At 64.2% G+C, this 20,547-nt stretch carries 18 protein-coding genes; 9 read left to right on the top strand and 9 right to left on the bottom strand.

All coding sequences use genetic code 11. The features are described 5' to 3' along the window. Positions 1 to 57: 57 nt before the first annotated feature. A complete protein-coding gene (locus LZC94_19550; protein ID WXB19413.1) occupies positions 58 to 1,386 on the bottom strand; it encodes an FAD-binding protein in 1,329 nt (442 codons plus the stop codon). After that, positions 1,387 to 3,345 (bottom strand): tetratricopeptide repeat protein, encoded by a 1,959-nt coding sequence (locus LZC94_19555; GenBank protein WXB19414.1) that lies wholly within the window; start codon positions 3,343 to 3,345, stop codon positions 1,387 to 1,389. Positions 3,346 to 3,786: 441 nt separating this feature from the next. Between LZC94_19555 and LZC94_19560 the strand changes: the two genes are divergently transcribed. The 6 genes from LZC94_19560 to LZC94_19585 all read left to right on the top strand — a co-directional run bounded on the left by LZC94_19560 (position 3,787) and on the right by LZC94_19585 (position 10,522). Further along, entirely contained in the window at positions 3,787 to 4,524 is a 738-nt protein-coding gene (locus LZC94_19560) for a hypothetical protein (protein WXB19415.1), read from the top strand. A gap of 529 nt (positions 4,525 to 5,053) precedes the next feature. Beyond that, complete coding sequence (locus LZC94_19565; protein ID WXB19416.1) at positions 5,054 to 5,416, top strand: hypothetical protein; 363 nt, start codon at positions 5,054 to 5,056, stop codon at positions 5,414 to 5,416. A 13-nt stretch (positions 5,417 to 5,429) separates the two neighbouring features. Beyond that, entirely contained in the window at positions 5,430 to 7,676 is a 2,247-nt protein-coding gene (locus LZC94_19570) for a M23 family metallopeptidase (GenBank protein ID WXB19417.1), read from the top strand. A 223-nt stretch (positions 7,677 to 7,899) separates the two neighbouring features. Beyond that, positions 7,900 to 8,475, top strand: a complete 576-nt coding sequence (locus LZC94_19575) for a hypothetical protein (protein WXB19418.1) — start codon at positions 7,900 to 7,902, stop codon at positions 8,473 to 8,475. A 57-nt stretch (positions 8,476 to 8,532) separates the two neighbouring features. Continuing rightward, positions 8,533 to 8,766 (top strand): hypothetical protein, encoded by a 234-nt coding sequence (locus tag LZC94_19580; protein WXB19419.1) that lies wholly within the window; start codon positions 8,533 to 8,535, stop codon positions 8,764 to 8,766. 385 nt (positions 8,767 to 9,151) lie between these two features. Then, the gene (locus tag LZC94_19585; protein WXB19420.1) at positions 9,152 to 10,522 is read left to right on the top strand and encodes an HINT domain-containing protein; all 1,371 of its coding nucleotides are present in this window, start codon (positions 9,152 to 9,154) and stop codon (positions 10,520 to 10,522) included. A gap of 224 nt (positions 10,523 to 10,746) precedes the next feature. On the opposite strand, the gene LZC94_19590 is transcribed toward LZC94_19585, so the two are convergent. Continuing rightward, positions 10,747 to 11,517: a hypothetical protein gene (locus LZC94_19590; GenBank protein WXB19421.1), complete on the bottom strand. Its 771-nt coding sequence runs from the start codon at positions 11,515 to 11,517 to the stop codon at positions 10,747 to 10,749. A 50-nt stretch (positions 11,518 to 11,567) separates the two neighbouring features. On the opposite strand from LZC94_19590, the gene LZC94_19595 reads away from it, so the two are divergent. After that, positions 11,568 to 12,452 (top strand): LysR family transcriptional regulator, encoded by an 885-nt coding sequence (locus LZC94_19595; GenBank protein ID WXB19422.1) that lies wholly within the window; start codon positions 11,568 to 11,570, stop codon positions 12,450 to 12,452. Here LZC94_19595 and LZC94_19600 read toward each other — a convergent pair. Together LZC94_19600 and LZC94_19605 are read right to left on the bottom strand one after the other, a co-directional pair. Further along, the gene (locus LZC94_19600; protein WXB19423.1) at positions 12,428 to 14,386 is read right to left on the bottom strand and encodes a recombinase family protein; all 1,959 of its coding nucleotides are present in this window, start codon (positions 14,384 to 14,386) and stop codon (positions 12,428 to 12,430) included. The genes LZC94_19595 and LZC94_19600 overlap by 25 nt on opposite strands. A gap of 251 nt (positions 14,387 to 14,637) precedes the next feature. Next, positions 14,638 to 15,672: an IS4 family transposase gene (locus tag LZC94_19605; GenBank protein WXB19424.1), complete on the bottom strand. Its 1,035-nt coding sequence runs from the start codon at positions 15,670 to 15,672 to the stop codon at positions 14,638 to 14,640. A gap of 81 nt (positions 15,673 to 15,753) precedes the next feature. Between LZC94_19605 and LZC94_19610 the strand changes: the two genes are divergently transcribed. Beyond that, the gene (locus LZC94_19610; GenBank protein ID WXB19425.1) at positions 15,754 to 15,894 is read left to right on the top strand and encodes a hypothetical protein; all 141 of its coding nucleotides are present in this window, start codon (positions 15,754 to 15,756) and stop codon (positions 15,892 to 15,894) included. 176 nt (positions 15,895 to 16,070) lie between these two features. Here the strand turns inward: LZC94_19610 and LZC94_19615 are convergent, their stop codons facing one another. Both LZC94_19615 and LZC94_19620 read right to left on the bottom strand, forming a co-directional pair. Next, positions 16,071 to 16,469, bottom strand: a complete 399-nt coding sequence (locus tag LZC94_19615) for a nuclear transport factor 2 family protein (protein ID WXB19426.1) — start codon at positions 16,467 to 16,469, stop codon at positions 16,071 to 16,073. A gap of 200 nt (positions 16,470 to 16,669) precedes the next feature. Next, positions 16,670 to 17,125 (bottom strand): carboxymuconolactone decarboxylase family protein, encoded by a 456-nt coding sequence (locus tag LZC94_19620; protein WXB19427.1) that lies wholly within the window; start codon positions 17,123 to 17,125, stop codon positions 16,670 to 16,672. A 203-nt stretch (positions 17,126 to 17,328) separates the two neighbouring features. Between LZC94_19620 and LZC94_19625 the strand changes: the two genes are divergently transcribed. After that, positions 17,329 to 18,192, top strand: coding sequence for a sigma-70 family RNA polymerase sigma factor (locus LZC94_19625; protein WXB19428.1), 864 nt, complete (start codon positions 17,329 to 17,331; stop codon positions 18,190 to 18,192). A 290-nt stretch (positions 18,193 to 18,482) separates the two neighbouring features. On the opposite strand, the gene LZC94_19630 is transcribed toward LZC94_19625, so the two are convergent. Next, positions 18,483 to 18,869, bottom strand: coding sequence for a 4-oxalocrotonate tautomerase family protein (locus LZC94_19630; GenBank protein ID WXB19429.1), 387 nt, complete (start codon positions 18,867 to 18,869; stop codon positions 18,483 to 18,485). A gap of 15 nt (positions 18,870 to 18,884) precedes the next feature. Further along, positions 18,885 to 20,261, bottom strand: coding sequence for an amidase (locus tag LZC94_19635; GenBank protein WXB19430.1), 1,377 nt, complete (start codon positions 20,259 to 20,261; stop codon positions 18,885 to 18,887). Positions 20,262 to 20,547: the final 286 nt, after the last annotated feature.

Genomic DNA, 20,547 nt, shown 5'->3' on the forward strand with positions numbered 1-20,547 from the left:
TCCCTTTCGTGCGCGTCGCGCAAATCGAGAGCCCGTGCTGGGGGTCTCGGCGTTGGATTATCGCGAACCGAAGATGCCGTGTGGATCGTAAATGATTTTGTTGCGCTGGCAGGTTTCCCACTGTGGCCCATAGTGGGCCTGCCACTGTGCCGTGGTGAAAGGGAGGTTCCCAATCGGGTACATGGCACCGTTGTGGACGCGGATGAGGTCGTACAGGCGCAGGTTGGTGTCGAGCATTCGATCGAGGGAGACGGGTGAATCGCCGGCGGCGGTGGGAAGGACCGCAAACAGGTAGGCGATGGGCTCATCGGGGCTGCGGAGGAGCGGGGCGGTAAGGTGTTCGGTGCGGAACGGATAGAGTAGGATAAGGCCGCTTTTACCGCCGAGATCGGCGGGGGTGAGCTGCCCGAGGGCCTCGGTGACGATCTTGGGGGTGGCGGATTCCGGGATGAACGCGTTCCACCATGGGTGCGGGCAATGCCACTCGCCGGTGCTGCGAAACAAATCCTCGGCGAGGCGTACCCGGTGGGCAAAGTCGCGGTAGGGCATGTCCTTTACATCGGGTGTCCCGTGAAGTCCCATGTCATCGAGCTCGGCGACGGAGTCGGTGAAGCGGGCGGCTTCGAGAACGAAGCCCCAGCCGTTGCTCGCGCCGGGGGTGATGAACCCTTCCACGTAGTCGGCGCGTCGCTCGACGACGAGACGCCGTTGGTCGGCGAGGAACTCCCTCAAATCGGAGTACGTGAATCGGTAGACGCGCGCATGTGCGTAAGCCGGTACGAGCGCGAGGGTGGCGGAGACCATGATTCCGCAGCGCCCATGGCCCGCTCGAACGGCGTCGAACAGGGCGCGATTCTCTTCGGGTGAACAGCGCACCATGGTGCCGTCGCCGATGACGACGTCGCACGACGCGATCTGATCGACCTGGAGTCCGTGGCGGTGGGACATGCCGCCGATTCCGCCTGCCGAGAGGGTACCACCGACGGTGGTCTCCAGGTAGTCGGTGAGGACGGGGGGCGTAAGCCCGTGCGAGAGCGTCGCGTCGAGGACACGGCTCCAGAGAGCACCGGCGTCGACGACGACGCGATCGGCGGACACCCGATGGATGGTGGCGAGGGTCGTCATGTCGATGACGATCCCAGAGGCCACCTGGGACTGCCCATGCAGGGAGTGTCCGGCGCCCCGGGCGGTCAGCGGGAGCCCGTGTTCCGCGGCGAAGCGGGTGATCGTGAGGATGTCCGCGACGGAGCCTGGGCGCAGCACGGCGCGGGGGAGCGCGCGGACGATGTGGCCGAAGTCATCGGCGTACGGTTGGCACCCGCCCTCGTTCGTGACGAGGGCACCGTCCAGCGCGGGCAAGGTGGTGAAGTCCGGCGACGTCGTCATTCAGGAGGCTCCTCTCGTTCGAGCGAGACACTGCCGCACGTCCGCGGCGCGGGGGTCACCGAGATGGTCGAGGATCATCAGCGCGTCACGCCACATGGACCGCGCGGCCATATGGTCGCCGGTGGCGTCGAGGAGTTGGCCGAGACCGTTGAGACCACTCGCCTCACCCTGCTGGTTCCCGCTCCGCCGGTGGAGCTCGAGCGCCTCCTGGTAGTGATCGTGCGCGTCCGCGAGGTGGCCGGCTTCGTGGAACGCCACCGCGAGCTTGTCCATCACATAGCCTTCTCCATGGCTGTGTCCGAGGGCACGGAATAGGTCCAGGCCGTGTCGGAGCTGGTCGATGGCTTCGTCGTGGCAGCCCTGTTCCCGGTATGCGTCACCCAGCGCCGTCATGCAGAGCGCCCGTCCCAGCGAGTCCCCGACCTGGTCGAAGTAGCGCTTTGCCCGTCGATAGCGCGCGACAGCGTCGTTGGTCTCCCCCTGCGCCTGGTCGACCAGTCCGAGGGAATACGTCGACCATGCCTCACCCAGGTTGTCACCGCGATCGCGGCGGAGATTCAGCGACTGGGTGAAGTGGTCGCGCGCATCGCGATGGCGGTGCAGATCGTAGAGGGCATGCCCAATGTTGTACAGGAGCCAGGCCTCGGCGTGGCGGTCGCCGAGCTCTCGAGCCGCCGCCAGCCCTTCCCGATGCGAGGCGAGCCAGGGCGCCCAGGACTTGGTGAGGTGGAAGTAGTCCCAGAAGACGATCGGAAGCTTCCAGGCGAAGGCGAACATGCCCCACTCGCGGGCCTGCCGGGTGGCGGCCACGATGTTGCCGTGCTCGGTGTGGCACCAAGCCAAGGCGCTGTCGCGATCGGGGAAGGTCGTTGGGTCGAGCGGTGGCGCGCCTTCGAGGGCCAGCTCGTGCCAGGCAGGGGTAATCGCGAGGTTGGCGGCTCGTGCGGTGTGCAGGTACCAGGCGAGCCCTCGTTGGCCGGCCGCCCTCCGTTCCAACTCGGGTTCGAGCTCGGTCACGAGGTTGGAGGCGTACACCCGGAGCAAGTCGTGGAATCGATAGCGTGCGGGCGCGAGCTCCTCGAGCAGGTGGACGTTCACCAGGCTCGCCAAGAGGCGCGCGATGTCGGCTCGCGACGTGCTCGAGGTGCCGGCCAACGCGGCGGCGGCGCTGGCGCTGATCTCCGTGCCGGCGTGCAACCCCAGGAGGCGGAATACTCGGGCCGCCTCCGGGGCGAGTGCGCGGTAGGACCAGGAGAAGACGGCGCGCACGGCCGTGGGTTCGACGTCGTCGCCTGTGGCGAGGAGATCGAGCCGGCTCGACTCGGCCGCGAGCTCCGTGACCAAGTCGGCCAATTCGAGGTGCGGGCGGCGACTGACCCTTTCCGCCGCGATCCGCAACGCCAACGGCAGGTAGGCGCAGGATCGAGCCAGCTCTGCGAGTGCAGCCGGCTCGCGTTCCGCGCGTTCCCCGCCGATCATCCGCCGCAGCAGCAGCTGGGACTCCGGTGACGTCAACGGTTCGAGGCTGAGACGGGAGGCACCTTCCATGGCGACCAGCCCTGACAGCTGGTTGCGGCTGGTGACGACCACCAGACACCCCGGCGAGCTGGGTAGTAGCGGTCGGACCTGTTCGGCCGACGCGGCGTTGTCCAGCATGAGCAACACGCGTTTCTCGGCCAACCTGGAACGAAACAGCGCCGCCCGGGCTTCCAGCGAGTCCGGGATGATCGATGGCGGCACGCCGAGCGCTCGCAAGAACGCGTCGAGGAGGTCCGCGGGTCGGGCGGGATCACCCGACGGATCGTATCCTCGAAGGTTGGCGAAGAGGCTCCCGTCGGGGAAACGTTCGCCCACCCTGTGGCTCCAGTAGACGGCCAGGGCCGTCTTGCCCACCCCTGGCGAGCCGCTGATCACGATGCGCTGCGCGCCCTCGCGGAAGAAGCCATCGATCCGTTCCACATCGTGGCTCCGACCGGTGAAGCCCATCGTCTCCGGGGGCAGCTGGGCGGGCCTTACCGCAAAAAACTCCCGACTCGCTGGACGCGAATTGGAACGGAGATCCTTCAGGGGGCCAGACGCACCCAGCGCCTCGTTGCCGCGGCGGACCGAGTCGGAGGCTGATCGCTTGTCTCCCGTCTCTCGGTTCGTTGCAGCGACCATCGGCCGCCTACGAATTTGAGTAGGCTGGCGTAGATCCCTCAGGAGTATATGCATGTTTGCATAGCGCTCTTCAACGGGGATGGCCATCGCTCGGGAAAGCACGCGAAGCAAGGGCGCGGGGATTTTGTTGCGCGGGTAGCTGTTGCGCGGGTAGCTCGATGGATTCCCCAGCGCACCGTCATGGTGTGACCGTGGGTGCGCGCCACTGAGGACCTCGTATGCCACGACCCCCCATGCGAATTGGTCCGCGCGCGCATCGATCGCGGCGCCAAGCAGCTGCTCGGGCGCCATGTAGCCGGGAGTGCCTGTGATGCACGCCGTCGCATTGTCCTCCGCATCAAGGCGCCGGAGCGCCCGTGCGATTCCAAAGTCTGCGACCTTGACGGTTCGCGCGCGGGTGAGGAGGACGTTCTCTGGTTTCACGTCCCGATGGATGATGCCTTGATCATGGGCATGCGCGAGCGCCTCCGCCATCTCGACCAGCCATCGCAGCCTCTCGGCTTGACTTGCATCGGCGGCCATGGCGTTTCGGAGGTTTCCTCCGTTGCACAATTCGAGGACCAAGTAAGGAAGCCGCCCGTGATCTCCCGCATCGTAAACCTCGACGATGTGCGGATGCCTGAGCGCCGAGGCGATGCGCGCCTCATGGAGAAGGCGCCCCTTGGCCTGCTCGCGGTCCGCCGTGGCTTCGGAGGCATCGACGCGAACGATTTTGAGCGCAACGGCACGTTGAAGGGTCTTGTCTTCCGCGCGGTAAACTTCACCCATGGCGCCACGACCGAGGAGCTCCTCGATCCGGTAGCGATCGGCGAACACGGTGCCCGGCGCCAGCCTCGTGTTCAGATGCGATCGGGGCGAAGGAAGGGTCGGATTCGTTCCTCCCTTCGGAGTTGTCTCGTCACCAGACGCATCACTAGAAAAGTCGGCCGGCGTGCCGGCGGATCCCGGCGGGACGTGGTTCATGACAATTCCTCGTGAGCCAACCATAGCTTCCGATCGAATCGGCGTCCTCCCGCATCGGGCAACTTACCGGGAGGATGTCTGAGCAGTTCGATCCCACGCTCAACGAAGAAGATAACAAAATAACATCCAGCGCACGCCTCGTTTGCGCGTTATCTCACGCAGGCTCGCGGATGGTGATTCGATTGCAAAGCGCAGCACATCCCACAAATTTGCTTTGCTTTGCGCAGCGTGGTTTCGAATGCACGCGCAATGCGTTGCGTGAATTGACAGTCGCGACCAATTGATGGATGTGACGACCACTACTGCCGATTGCTCGGTATGCGGGCCCCTCCGCATGGACGGCACAATCAAGGCTCCACGTTGTCGTGCGCCTCGAGCATCACGAAACGGGCTTGGAAGGACAACGTATCTTGCTCCACGGAGGGAAAGTCCTTAGTGTCATGAGGTGGAGTGGGGACTCCAAACATGGCTCGTAACCGACTGCTACATGCAAGTGTGGCGGATTCAGCTCGTGCCGGTTGGAGAGAGCACATCCGTCGAGGCGATGTCACGGTGGGACCTTTCGGATAACCCGCTCTCCCATATCATTTACAACAGCTTCGACACCGCGGGCGCGCTCGCCGATGAGCCGGCACGCGATCTCATTGCGATCTACGACGCGCTCACAGGCGCGGAGTTGGGTGAGACGTTGCCTCGACCCACGAAGGATCCGCGACAGCTTCTTCGAGGTTTCGAGCGGGAGCTGAATCATGTGCTTCGTGAGGCGGTACAAGCTAGGAGGCTCACGGTCGAACGCTACGAGGTACCGTGGCCATTTCCGGAGCTGGACGACGAGCCGCCTTCCAAACGCGAGTACCCAAAAAACGATATCGAACCTGTTTTTGCCGATTATCCGTTCTCGATGTGATGAGCACAGCATCATGATTCTGAGCCCGCCCTTTCTTCCGCCTCGTTCCCCCAACGATGTCGAGGATGCGTTCATCGACCGAGCCATGAGCGTCGGAAATTCAGGGGATGGGAGCTATCCTGTGAGCCGCGACCTGAACTGGCACGGTGGCGTGCATTTAACCGCGCCGACCTTCGGCAACACTGTGCTTCCCGTCCGTGCGATCGCGGATGGCACGGTCGTCTTCTCACGGGTCCCCACTCCCGAGAGCAAGGACATGAGTCATCCGCTCAACCACTTCGGCGGATGGACAGACAATGGGTGCGTGATTATCCGTCACGAGACGGACATTGGCGCGGATCCCCAGACAGGAGCCGCGACATCGGTCGTGTTCTTTTCAATTTACATGCATTTGAAGTCGATTCAACCCAAGATGATGACCGGCCAACGAATCTTTCGCAAAGAAGAGCTAGGAGCCGCGGGGCGCATCTATGGTGAGCCGAATAAAATTCACTTGGAGATCTTTTGCGACGACGCCAACATCGAGCGGTTGGTCGGTCCGAGGGTCGTCTTCGTACCACCGGCTCACGATGGCCGGATCGACGCCGTCTACGGTTCCATGTGGTTCGTGCTCCCGCAGGGCAGCGCATTTTATCAAATCAATCCCCTAACCGTATGGCCGACCCCGCCCGTAGCGGGCACGCTCAAGCGAAGCACGGTACTACGTGTCGATCTCGGACGCGGAGACTCCGTCGCGCAAAGTTTTTGCATGAGCGAGGACATCGGGCCGCCTTGGCACATTTGGACTCCGCTCGGAGCCAAACAGGTCGAAAAGGAATTTGAATACAACTTGGAGAATATCGCGGCATCACGATTCCCGACCTCCTCGAGTGCGGGCTACGAGCTACTGCGTTTCGGTAGGGTGCTCGGGCCTGATGCGCTCGATTATTCAGACAAGCCGCATTGGCGAGAGATCCTCCTTCCCGATCCACGCTTGCCGCACCCGGGGACCCCGTTCGACCCAGCGCACGACTGGGTCAAAGGCTGGGTCAACCTGAATCACTCCGACGTTCGCAAGTTCAGCGACGCCGATTTTCCTGCGTGGGATGATTGGCTTTTGGTGGATTGCAGCGCCAGCCGCGATAGTCGTTGCAAAGAGCTGGCCGTGCTCATCCCGCTCGATGCCGACAAGACCCCACCTCCGACACCGGCGGAAATACAAAGTTCTCTCAATTTACCGGCCGTTCGAAGGCAACTCGAGCACCGAATCTGCCGGCTTCAGACGGAATGGGACGCGACAACGATTGCCGCGCGCTTCCGATGGCTGACGAGCGAACCGCGAAGCAAGAGCGACCCGCAGCCTCTGCTGGACGGCGGCAAGTTCGAGAGCTTCAAAGCACACGCAATGGCTCTTTGCTTTTGGCAGCAAGCGCAGCTCGGCATCGGCACGGCGCATTGGCATTTTCATCCAAGGGCGTTCATTCGACACTTTCGCAAGTGCGGCTGGCTCAGCCTCGACGAGCTAACGCAACTGATGCCGCGCCGCCCCGCGCCTCGAGCTGCACCGATCTCGTTCGCCACTGCACGCGGACGATTCCAACCCGACGCACTTGCGCTGAATCGAGTGCTGCGCAAGTACAACCTATTGGACACCGCGCGTCAGACGCATTTTCTTGCGCAAATTTATGCAGAAACCGGCTTGTGGCTGGCCTTCAGGGAAGGTGGCCGAGGACGCGGTCGCGCTTATGGACCATTCTATGGTCGCGGACTGCTCCAAACCACATGGGCCGCAAACTTCGAACGGTATGGAACCTATCGACATTTCCCACCGAAGCCGCTGACCGACCCCGAACCCGTCTACGGGGACGCTCGGATAACCCGCACATCGAAGCACCCGTGGGGGCCCACACAGCCAGGGGGAACTCCTGACCTGAGGCAATGGTTCCCCAAGTTTGACCCTGAAGTCGTCGCGGATAACGCCTTCGAGAGATGCGATGCGAGCGCATTCTTTTGGGTCTCGAAGATGATAGGCACGCATCGAAACATGAACCGGGAGGCGGATCAGGACGTTACTACGCAATCCGTCGCTCGGATTTCGACATTCGTCAATGGCGGATTCGGCGCGTTCGACGAGCGCCAAGCCTACGCCAAGTTCATCTATAGGTATAGAGGCGACGACAGCGTGACCAGCCCTACTGAAACATTTACGGTTACCCACACGTTCAACGGTCAAACAATTGCACAAACAATCTCCGTAGACTACACGTATCAACGCCCTTAGGCTTCGCATGAGGGCGAAAGGGTCACTGGCGATTCTCTCGTGCTCCGTCCTGAATGTGGCGCTACTCCGATGCGATGGCGCGAATAAACCAACTCGAGCGGTATCTCCTGCCACCACACAGTCGACAGCATCTCGAATAAAAGCACCGATGGCCTCGACGGCATCGGCAGCCCCATCGGTGGCTGGGCCGACCAACGTTCCGCAAACGCCTCCGAGCATCCCAATGGTTCCGTCGGTCCCGGTCGCCGACGAGAGGAGGCTGCTGCCAGTGCTCACGGAGTTGGCGAGGAAGGTCTACGACGTAGATGCAAAGATAAGTATCGATATCGTCGCCGGCGGCGCGCGTGCAGTCCAGAGTGGCTCGGCCGCGCTCACCGTTGTTCCGATGCGTGTCCACTTCGTTGGCTACCGCGAAAGTTATTGTAGGTTTGCAGTCATTCGAACGGGAACCACACGCGGTGAGATGATCCCGGTAGCCGTATTTTCCCGCTACGATTGCCGGGATATGCGGAAGCTGGCAGAGGCAGATCTCAACCATGATGGCGTACCCGATTTCGTTTTCGAGGTATCCATACCGTCGAACAAACACCCAGCGGTCGTTGTCGAGGGGGTCGTTTACGTGTCGAGCTCCAAAGGTGAAACGTATTGTCACGCCCCCTTCGCAAGTGGTATCGCGACCATCTATCCAGGTGCGCCCAGCGCGTTTCCAGGAATGAAGACGGTGGCGGCTGCGATTGAATGGGAGGCGTCCAGACGTGGACGCATGGTCCTCGAGTGCCCGGAGACGGTGTCCGAGTGATTCCGTCACCCTGTCGAAGGTTCGGGCGCGCGCAGGACGGTCGTCCGGTGCGGGAGCGTGACGACGGTCACCAAACGGCATCGAGCGCGAACGGCGCGGCGCGCGCGCGTGCGATGGCGCCATCGCGAGGACGCCTCCGAGGCCGGCGAAGGCGCAGCCGAGGGAGCCCGTCAGGATCGCGACCGTACCATCGGCAAGCACGAAGAGCTCTGGGACGAATGGGTCGATGCGGCGGGGCTCTCCGCGCCGGGCGCCAGCTCTTCGCGAGCCAGCACCATCTTGCGCTCATGATTTGCCAACGGTCACCCCGAAGCTGACCCATTTCGAAAGAAAAATGGACCACCCATGAGAGGGTGGACAGGCAAGCGGCTGCGTGCTTTCGGCACGCAGGGACCATCGTTCGCCCAGGACACTCGGCGTCGATAACTGACGCGATCTCATCCGGAAATTTGGCTCCGGGCACGCGTTTGGGCGGCCGCGGGCCGCATTCGGTGCCTCGGCGGAGTGGGCATGGCCGTTGCGAACGGGTGGCACGGGAGCACGACGATACGTGAACGAAAATAGGAACATTCAAATGACCAGAAGCCCGATCGGATCTGCCACGCACTCCGAATCGTGTCCATCGGCAGGAGCCGGAAGAAAATCCAATCCACGATTTACAGGGAAGCTCGCTCGCATGCGGCTCATCGTGGATCGGCGCGGGGTTTCGGCGGTCGAATACGTACTTCTCCTGGCCGGGATTCTCCTCTTGGTGGTCGCTGGATATCGCGCCCTCGGGGGCAATACGTCTTTCACGGGAAAGACCACGACCGCCGTCCTCCTGGGCGGCGCCGGCCGCGCGTGCGATGGCCCGGGCTGCACCGTGCCCGGGGGCAATTGCTTCGTCGCGGGTACGAGCGTGGCGACACCTTCGGGCGATCGGCCCATCGAGAGCCTGCGCGCGGGGGATTTCGTCCTCGCGCGCGGGGAACGCGACGGCACGGTGACCGCCCGTCCCGTGACGCGGACCTTCGTCCGTGGTGCGCCGTCGCTGGTGGACGTTCACCTCGAGACCATCGCCGGCGACGGCGAGACCATTCGCTCCACGCCCGAGCATCCGTATTGGACGTTCGATCGCGGATGGGTGAGGGCCGGAGAGCTGGCCGCCAACGAGCCGTTGCTCGATCGCGCTGGACACGAGCTGCGGGTGACGAACGTCGTCCCCATCGCGCAGGAGGCGACCGTCTACAACCTCGAGGTCGGCGTCGACCATACCTACTTCGTCGGCCACACCGGTGCGTGGGTTCATAACCGGCCATGCGGCTCCGACGACGAGGACGAGGGCGCCGCGCCGCCCAAACCTCCCGCGAAGACATATGCGGAGATGGTCGCATCGAGCACCTCGTCGACCACGAGCACATCGACCTCGAGCACCTCGGCGGCTTTCCCCATCGCGCCGGCGCCATGGACGGGTCCCGTTCTCCCGATCGGGCCCGTGGCGAGCTCCAACGCACCCCCGATCCCCGTCCCGAAGCCTGCCGCGAAGACGTGGGCGAACATCGTCGCAACGAGCACGAGCACATCGACCTCGAACACCTCGGGGGGGTCGTCGTTACCGCGGCCGACGGGGCCCGCGCCCGTCGTCGTGGGATCTCCGCAATGGCATCAGCAGAGGCGCGCTGCTGCTTATGCTGCACGACGCGATTTGGAGAACGATCTGCGCCAGCGGTACGACGCCATCGTAGCCCAAGAGATGGGGCTAGGCCGCACGCGGGAGGAGGCCAAAGCGATCGCGGGCAAGTCGATCCCCGCGACGATTACGGCCGGCTACAACGTCCGGACGGGTATGGTCTTCGCGGCGGCTTGCAGCGAGAGGAAATGCGCCGAAGACAACGTCGCGAACGCCCTTGGTGGCAACAGGAAGAAAGGAACCCAACACGACATTCAATTTACAGAAGCCGTGCGGCCGAGAACGCGAAAGGAGGTCCCTGTTTGCACGCGCTGCCAGCAAACCTACGCGAAGGACCAGTTCCCGCCGAATACGCAGTTTGACGGCGAGCGGCGCTGATGGAGTCGGTGAGAGCCCCTCGACCGGGAGAACCGCCGAGGAGACTCTCGACGGAGTTTGCGCCCGCGGGGTCTGTCCGCACCGAGGAAACAGACCCCGTGCCGAACCGCAAGGATGGATCGGCGCACCGATTCTGCTCACCGCCGCCCCGGCCGGCGCGCTTTTCTCATGAGGATCGCTCCGAACGAGGGAGCTCTCCTCAGCGGGTCAATGTCATTTTCAGCTTACGCGTTATCCCTGAGTTGGGTGATCGAGTTGCCCGACGTCGAATTGGCGCTTCGCGATCGCGCCCGCTCGCGCGCCGCCTCCAGAAATGCCGCGGTGAACGGGTGCGGCTTCGTCCGTGGGCTCCTGTCCTGAAACACGTACAGGGTCGCCAAATAGAACGGATGCCGCTCGAGCTCCACGATGCGCGCGCGGCCCTCTTCATCGCGGCCCGTCACCTTGAGCCCCGCCGCACTCAGGCTCGCCTCGTATTCCGGATTCATCCCGTAATTACAATAATAAGGCTCGATCGGCCGCGGCTCGCCGTACAGCGCCGCCGCCCGCGTTCCCGGCACGGGTAGCACCGGCAGCCGCTGCCCCGCCACCGAGCAAACCAGCGGCGTTACGGCGAGGCGCTCGGCGCTGGGGTGGTCCTCTGCGTGGGCGGCGTCCGCCACCCCCAGGCCATTGCGCACCAATTCGAGCACCACGTGCTGGTATCCGCCGCAGGTACCCATCAGAGGGATCTTTTGCTCGCGGGCGTAGCGGATGGCGGCGAGCGCGGCCTCCTGGTTCGCGAAAGGACTGGACGGCGCGATGAACACCGCGTCGACCTCCACCAGCCTCGCCGCCGGATCGCCAATGTCCTTGGTGTGCACCCACTCCGCGCGGGCGCCTGCGGTCACCAGCTCTTCGTGGGTGGCAATATGGAGCTTGTTGCGTTCGTTGTAGTCGCCGATGACGGCAACCCGAGGTTTTGCGTCGCTGGACGCGAGGGCGTTGGTCTTCATGTGCAAGACCGTACGGTCGAGGGTATATTAGGTCCATCTACATTTTTTTCATGAAACCCGTAAGCGACACCTTCATCGACGTCCGCCGCCTGCGCATCCTCCGCGAGCTTCGAGAGCACCGCACCGTGGTGGCCACCGCGCGCGCGGTGCACCTCACGCCCTCCGCCGTCTCCCAGCAGCTCGCCGCGCTCTCGCGCGAGGTGGGCGCGCCGCTCATGGCCCGTCAGGGACGCGGGGTGCGCCTCACGCCGCAAGCCATGCTCCTTCTCGATCACGCGGCGGTGATGCTCGCCCAGATGGAGCGCGCGCGCGCCGATCTCGAGGCGTTCGAGGCCCGCGAGGTGCGGCCGGTGGCGGTGGGTGCGTTCGCCACCGCCATTCAGAGCTTCGTCGCACCGGCGATACGCATGCTGGCCCGCAAAGTGCCGGCGCTGCGGGTGGTCGTTCAGGAAATCGAGGCGCCCGAGGTGCTCGTGCGGCTCGACGCCGGCGATCTCGATCTGATGGTCACCATCGACTACCGCAGCGGCCCCACCCGCGGCGACGCCCGCTACGCGCGGCGCGACTTGCTGCTCGATCCTTACGACGTGGTGCTGCCCGCCAAGCACCACCTCGCCCAACGCCGCACCCTCACGCTCACCGACTTGAACGAGGAGTCGTGGATCCTGGGTGCATCGTCGGGCCCCTGTGGCGAGGTCACGCGGGCCGCGTGCACCAGCGCGGGCTTCAGCCCCAATATTCGCCATCACGTCAACGAGTGGACAGCCGTCTTCACGTTGGTGGCGGCCAATCAAGGCGTGGCCCTGGCACCGCGACTGGCCACCGATGCTCGGTACGAGGGCATCGTGATTCGCCCGCTAGGCGCAATGCTGTTCACTTACGGCGCTTCCTCCGGGCGGTCGTGGGCCGCTTACGATCGTAATTGCTCATCTTGATCTTCACGGCGCGGGGATAGCGACGCTCCGTGCGTCGTGGAGGTAAGACGAAGCGCTTCAGCTCCTCTCGAAGCGCTCGTAGGTTTTTCGGGATGGCACCCGGAGCATGCGCCGCCGCCGCCCAGGCCCACTCGTCGCGAATGAGGCGAAGGCTCATCACGAAGCTGATTCGCGACGGCGGCACCGAGGCTTCCTCGGCGATTCGCTCCATCTCGAGACGCACGAGGTTGTACGCGAGTGCGATGGCCCAGAGCTCCTGCATCACGCCTTTCACCGTCTTGCTGCGAATCGCCTCTTGGCGATCCAGCATGTCGGTCTTCACTTCGTCGTAGCCGAGCTCGATCACCTTGACGCAAACCACCAAATCGTCCTGACAGAGGGATAGCGTGCTCGATCGTGAGCTTGTCGCCGGTAACGACGACGCGCTCAAGAAGAAGACGGACGATCCTTTGGCGCTCGGTGAAGTCGAGCTTGTCGAATCCCTTGCGGAGTGTCGAGGCGAAGGCCGCGAGGTCATCGGCGATGCGTGTAACGCGGGTGGAGTCCATCTGCTGACCAATCAAGTCCTCGCCTCGGAGGCTGACGGAGTCCATGGCACTGTCGAGTCTCTCGCGTCGGGACTTCAGTTGCTCGACGCTGATCGCTCCTCGTTGGTATGCGTCGATCAATCGCTCGACTTGGAGTTCGAGTTGTCGTCTCGCTCCTTCCAGGCGCGCGAGCTCCTTGGCAACGCTCGACGCGGCTTGACGACTTGTTCGCCATAGTTCGAGTTCGCGTTGGAGCATTGCGGGGCTCTGCACCCAAGATCGAATCGCGTCCCACACAACACCGTCGAGTTCCTCTGCGCGCACGCGCTTGGCGGTGCACTTGCTCATTCGCCCGGTGTCGACAGGATCGCGGCGAGCACATTCATAGTAAAAATACTCGTAGCGCTTGCACACGCTCGACTGGTGCCCACACGCCATCTTCCAACCGCACTCACCGCACGTGACGAGAGCCCGCAGCAAGTAGTCATGCTGCACGTTGCGTGGCGCCCAGATTTTGTTCTTCGCCAGCCGTGTCCGCACGCACTCTTGATCCTTTTCGGTAACGAGCGAAGGAATCGAAACGTGTAGCCATTGCGCCCGCGGGCGGATGACGTGCGAGCTCTTCGCGTTCTTACGATATCCACCAGGACGACGCGGACGCTTTGGCTCTGCGGGTTCGCGTTTGCCGTACGTCGCCATGCCCGTGTACGCAGCGTTGGTCAGGATGACGTGCACGCTGCCTGCGACCCAGATCTTGGCGCGGCGCGGCTTGATGCCGAGCGCGTTCAATCGTTTGGCGACTTGCCGTGCACTCAGCCCTTCGTCGAGCACCCATCGATACATCGCACGGACATTCTGCGCCTCGACCTCGTCGATCACAATGCTTCCACCGGGCACGGCCTTCGTCCTGACGATCGCGTATCCGTACGGCGGTATTCCAAAAGGAAGCATTCGACCTTCGCGCACTTTGTGCATTCGTCCTCGCCGCGTACGTTCCAGGATCTTGGCACGCTCGTACTCGGCGATCACTCCTTGCATCTGGACAAGCAGTCGATCCTCCGCACGCTCGCCGACAGGATGTTCAACGAAGTGTACGCGCACCCCACGCTTGGTGAGCTCTTCGAGGATGACCTGCTGATGGACGTAACTTCGCGCGAGCCGATCAGGACAATATATGTAAATTACATCTATCAATCCATCTGCCGCGGCGTCGCGAAGTGCATCGAACGCGGGGCGGTCCAAACGCGACCCGCTGAATCCTTCATCGACATAGCGCCGATCCGGCGCGATGCTCACGCCACCAGCGGCGCACGCGCGTTCGATCGCTTCGACTTGCGAGCCGATCGTTTTCTCTTGCTCCTGGCGCGCCGTTGAAACGCGCGCGTACAGCGCCGCTCGGTTCTTCATGCATCACGCTCCTCGAGAACGCCGACGCTCGTGGGGATGAGGAGCCTCGACCTCTCGTTGTTGTCCGTTTGCATTGCGCGGGCGGCGGCCTCTCGGACGATCACGAGCTTCACCACCTGCCCGAGTCGTTCCAAACCGTCGGATTGCGGTCTCGCGCGTAACTCGACCTTCCATTTTCGCTTCGCCATCGCCGATGGCCTCCCCGCGCGAGGGAGCCCCATCACGACTCGCGCCGCAGGGCAAGTTTTCGGCTACGCCGCGATGTCGCGATCGACGAACCAGCTTGAAAACTCGTCGCTCCAGCGCGAAGCGGACCAAGATTTTACGGTTTGCGTCTGGGCTTCCTCGATCTCCCACCGTTCGTGATAGAGCGCGCGGAGTTCATTAGCCGGGAACAGCTTCGCATCGACGAGCGACGTGAGCAGCGTTTGCGGCTTGAATCCTGGCCTGCGGTAGTGAATGGCCCGCATCGTCCAGACGCGCGGCACGTGTTCGTTCTTCGCACGAGTGCCCCAACTCGGCATCATCTCGACAAGCTCGTCGCCTGGACCAAGCTTCTTCACCACGGTCCACTTCGAGTTCGCCGTCGCGCGCGTGAGCCAGTGCCGATTCGTCCCTGTCGCCTCAAGCCCTACGAGGATGTGCGCCGCGAGAAAGTTTCGGTCGACGATCATGAGAGAATCGTCGGGGACCTTCGGCCAGAGCTCCGTCGCGTAGGGTCTCTCGTCGCCCCAGGGGCCGAATGCGGCGGCAGCAAGGATGTGCGAACGCAACGCCATCAATGTCACGATTCGGGCGAGAGGGTAGCCGCTGATTTGGTTGTTCCTCGTGTTCTGGCTTCCGAAATGCGTGCGATTCTCCTTCGAGTCGGGCACGCGAACCGTCGTCCCGTCGACGCCATAAAGTGCAAGGCCGCGCCACGCATGGCGACGAGCGCTCTCGTGTGCCCATTTCTCTGAGCAGCGCTCGAACAGCCACTTCAGCGGCTCGTCGCCAAGGCGCGCGCGCGCCTGCGCGATGGCGCTCTTCGCCATCGAAGCGGAGCCCGTACCTGGTAAACTGAGGTCGAGATGTGCGACGAGGTCGTCGATCGGCCTCTGCCGATAGATAGCCATCCCCAAAACGAGCCAGATTACCTGCTCTGCAGGCAGTCTTCGCCGACGCACGGTCGCCGTACCCGTCGCCTCGAGCGCAGCTTCGATCCACTCCGGATTGATGCTCTCTCGAAGTCTGTCGAAAGCTCCTTCGTCGGCAGACGGTACGGCACCGAAAGGACTTCCTCGCATGCGATCGCCTCCTGAGCGATCGCGGCATCATGATCTCATTCTCCGCGATTTAACAGCGGTTTTGTCGCTAACCGATCGGCATTGCCGCTAGGCGGCGCCGCGCCGAGCCGCAACATCTACGCCGCGGTGCGCGCGGGCAGCGAGCGCTCACCCGCGCTGACGGCGGTCCTCGACGCGCTCGCGAAGGCGGGCCGCGCCGCAAAGCGGGAAAAGGTACCCTGAGCGATCGAGGCGCGCAGGAACAACGGTCGACGAGCGATCCGTGGGAGGCACCCTGCGCGGCCCCCATGGCCGCAACGCGTCCCTCGGCCATGGGGTACGACGTCGCGACCGACGACAGGCGAACCTTCACGAACCGGCCGCCGCTCGAGGCAAAGCCCTCGCGGCGCGCCCTGCGGCTATTTCGCGCCGGCCCCCGCCATGAGCGCGCGCCACCCCACGTACGCGCGAAGGCTCTGGATCTTCCCGTCCCTCACCTCGATGATATCCACGGAGAACTTCTCGGTATCCGAGGACGCAGCCCTGAACTCGACGGCGACCGTGCTGCCTCGAATGATCGGCGGTTCGTGACCTCCCCAGGGCACGCCGCGCTTCATGAGCGCGCGTATGAGCTCCCGGATTTCAGCGCGCCCACGGCACACACCCTCCTTCCGATCGAAGACGCGCGCGACCAGATAGCTCTCGATGGTCGCATCCTCTGCGAAGAGCGTCACCAGGCCCTCGACATCGTTCCGAGAAAAGGCGGCGTCCATGTCGGAAATAACCCGCTCCACCGTGGTGTCCTGCTCGTCTTTCATGGTTGTTTCCTTCGAGGTACGAGGGGAGGGAAATGGCGCCACCCCGGACGCGACCTTTGGGTGGCTCGACGGTGTCATCGCATGGATGGTTCGATCGGGATTGCCGGTCGCCATGCAAGCGGCGACGCCGATGAGGGCGACGCCGCCCGCGAGCGCCAGCATCGAGCTCGTCCGAGGCTTCATTCTTCTTCGGCGCGCGCTCAGAGATACTGCTCGACGAAATCCCCGGTCACCTGTCGCGTGGGGACGTTGAGCCGGTTCGCGAAGTTCGCGAGCCCGATCGCGATCACCAGCGCACCAAGCGCCGCCTCGGAGAAATGCCGAGACGCTTCTTTCCACACCTCGTCGGGGACCGCATCGGGTCGGTCGCAGAGTCGCGTCGCGGCCTCTGCGAGCGCGAGCGCGGCCCGCTCGGCCTCCGTGTAGTAAGGAGTCTCTCGCCACACCGAGAGCGCAAAAATTCGCGCGTCGCTCTCACCGGACTTCTTGAGGATGCGGGTGTGCATATCGACGCAGACGCTGCACCCATTGATCTGTCCGACGCGCACGTGGATGAGCTCGAGGAGCTTCGGAGGCACTCCGCAGCCTTGGGTCGCCTTGTGGACCGAGAGAAAGGCTTCCCGGGTACCGGGCATGGTCAAAAACGGGCTCTTCATCCGAGGTTCCATGGTTCATCCATCTCCGAGGTGAGGTGTTTGTTTGCGCCGACGCCGTTGGAGGCGACGCTCCCATACGACACGCGGTAGGCTCGAAATGTGACGAGCTGGACTCGTGATCCTTCGCGTGGCTCGGCCCGTCACATCGGGCCCATGTCGCGGGTCTTACGTGCATGACCCACCACGATGGAGGAATGTGACCGATGGATCGCCGCGAGTGGCTGGCCGAAACGTTCGAAGAACAGCGGCCCCGTCTACGGGCCGTCGCCTATCGCATGCTTGGCTCGTTGAGCGAGGCCGAGGATGCCGTCCAAGACGCGTGGCTTCGGCTCAGCGCAACAGCCGACGGAGAGGTCGACGATCCGGGCCCGTGGTTGACGACCGTCGTCGCTCGCATCGCGCTGAACATGCTCCGTTCGCGCAAAACGCGGAGCGAGGCGCGCGTGCCCGATCCCATCATCGACCGCGCCGATGGAATGAGCCCGGAGCACGGGGCGCTGCTGGCCAACACGGTCGGCCTTGCGCTGCTCGTGGTGCTCGAGACTCTTGCGCCGGCCGAACGGGTCGCGTTCGTCTTGCACGACGTCTTCGGCATGCGCTTCGAGGAGATCGCGCCCATCGTCGAGCGCTCCCCCGAGGTCGCGCGTCAACTCGCCAGCCGCGCACGCCGCCGCATTCAGGCGCGCAACGCCACCCCCGATGCCGACATGGAGGTCCAACGATCCGTCGTCGACGCCTTCCTCGCCGCCGTGCGTGAGGGTGACTTTCGCGGTCTCGTGGCCGTTCTCGACCCGGAGGTGGTCATCCGAGGCGATCTGGGCGCGGGCCATTTCCTCGAACGCCGCGGCGCGGAGCAGGTGGCTCGTGGAGCGCAGACGTTCTCGCGCCTCGGCCTTCTCAGGCGCCCTATCCTCGTCAACGGCGCCGCGGGGGCCCTCTGCATGCTCGAAGGAAAGCTGTTTTCCGTCATGGCCTTCACCGTCAGGGGAGGGAAGATCGTCGAGATCGACGTCCTTCGCGATCCCAAGCGGCTCGGTCAACTCGATCTGACCGTGCTCGACGCGTGAGTGCCCATCTCGGATGGAACAGGGCGATCGGGCCGACGCGCGCGGCCCGCGCTACACAAAGCCGCTATTGCCCGCAGTGTGCGTGAGCGCACGCAGGGCTCGAGCGCGGCCACGGAGCCGATCCCGCGCCCGCACCGCGCGTCACGAAGCACCGCACACGGTCGCGCCGGGCTTTGCGCTTTTCGGGCTAGCAAGGGCAATTGCCAGTCTGTCTCACGCGCGTTCTCCTGGAGAATCGGCGCTCGATTCGCCGGATCGCAAAGCCGCGACTCCGTCCAAGCGCCCCGGCGTCACGCCTCGCCTTCGCGCCAATCGTCGCTGAGACCGCCGAGAAGTGGGTGATACATCTCGTCGCCGGGGTGCTGGGTGAATTCCAGATTTATCTCTTCAATCGTCAGCGCGAGCTCCTCCTGGCAAGCCGCCAAGAGCTCCTCGGCGAGGCGGGTGCGTTGCTCCGGTGGGCGGCCGCTGCGGATGTCGCACATCAGGAGCGCTGCCGGATAGGGTTCGTCCTCCGTGCAGCGCCAGACGCCGGCCTCGAGCTCGCGGATGGCGATGCTGATGCGGCGGACGTTTGCCTGCATCACCCGCGCATAGATCGCGCCGAGGCGTTTGGCGAGCCGCCGTTTTTGTTCGACCGAGTAGCGGCGGGAGACGTCGAGTTGAAGGTAAGGCATCGCTATCGTCGTTTATCAGGAATGAGCGCCCTCCTGGGCCGCGGTTTGGGACGAGAGCTTGCGGGCGAGCGCAAAGATGAGCGCTTCGCTGCCGGGCGCCGCGACGAGCTGGAGGCCGACGGGCAGGCCAGCGACCCGACCCGCCGGCACGCTGAGCGCGGGAAATCCGGCCAGGTTCCAGAGGGAGGTCAGCGACAGCAGCGAAGGACGGAGCTGGACCCAGCGGCCGCCGACGGCGACGGAGTCAACGCCGAAGAGCGGCGCCGTCATCGTCGCCGTCGGCAGCGCGAGCAGGGGATGGCCGCCCAGCAGCTCCCGGACTTGCGCCGTCAGGGCGGTGCGGCGCTGCTGCGCTTCGATCAAGCGCCAGGCCGGAATCGCGCCGCCGCCCTCGAGCCGCTGCAGCACCCCTGCGTCGATGCGGCCCGCAAGCCCGCGGAATTCGGCGCGGTGCACGACATAGGCCTCGCTGTACTCGATGTCGGTGAACGGCGCGAACAGCGCATCGACGCCGTCGAGGAACAAGCGGTCCACCGCGACGCCCGCGCCGTCCAAGAACACACGGGCGCGATTCGCAACAGCCGGATCGATGGGGCCGAAGCTCTCCGGATCGATCCAGGCGATCCGCATGTCGCGTGGCACGTCGCCCGTGTCGTACGACGCGCCCGTCAGTACCTCCATCGCGATTCGGACGTCATCGGGATCGTGCGTGAAGATGCCGACGTGATCGAGCGAGGGGGCGAGATCGCCCACGCCTCCAGTCGGGAGCGTGCCAAAGGCCGGCTTGTAGCCGAATGCGCCGCACAAGGCGGCGGGAACGCGAACCGAACCCGCCGTATCGGTGCCAAGTGCGAGCGGCACGATGCCCGCCGACACCGCAACCGCGCTACCGCCGCTCGATCCGCCCGAGAGCCTCGTGGGATCGTGGGGATTGCGGGAGGGCCCGTGCACCGATTTGTCGCCGGTAATTCCAAAGGCAAACTCGTGCATGACCGTCTTGCCGAGGAGGACGGCGCCCGCCTCGCGCAGCCGCGTGATCACGGCCGCGTCACGCTCGGCGATGCGATTCTGGTAGACCGCCGAGCCGCTGGTCGTCACCTGCCCGGCGATGTCGATGATGTCCTTGATTGCGACCGGAACTCCGTGGAGGGGGCCGCGATCGAGCCCCTGCCCAAGCTCGAGGTCCGCGCGGTCGGCTGCCTCGAGCGCGCCCGCTTCATCGATCGAGACAAAGGCATTGAGCGAGGGATTGAGTCGCCGCGCCGCCGCGATCGCGGCTGAAACGACCTTTCGTGCCGTGAAAGTACCTTTGCGATACCCTCGCCCGAGTGCGGCAATCGAAAGATGCGCAAAGCTGCCCGCTGCGTCCCGACTTGATTCATTCGATGTCATGCGTGTATCTCCGAAAAGGGTCATCGACCGATGTTATTTTGGCGCCCGAGCGGGCGCGCCGCGCCCTTGTCTCTTCGACCGGGGGCGTTCGTTCCGGAAGGACGATCCGTGGGGCGACGTTTTCGCGCTGCCGCGGCGAGACCCGCGTTTACGGCGGGCGCGTTGGCGGCGAGGTTCTCGATCCCACCTGCGGGTCGAACTCGACCACCGCGATGCGCGCGGAGCCCTTGCCCGCCTTCGGGGCAATGGGCGCAGCATTATGGACATGCGTTTTGCTCCTCATCGA

It is taken from the genome of Sorangiineae bacterium MSr11954 (assembly GCA_037157815.1).
GTDB classification, from domain to species: Bacteria; Myxococcota_A; Polyangia; order Polyangiales; family Polyangiaceae; genus Pendulispora; species Pendulispora albinea.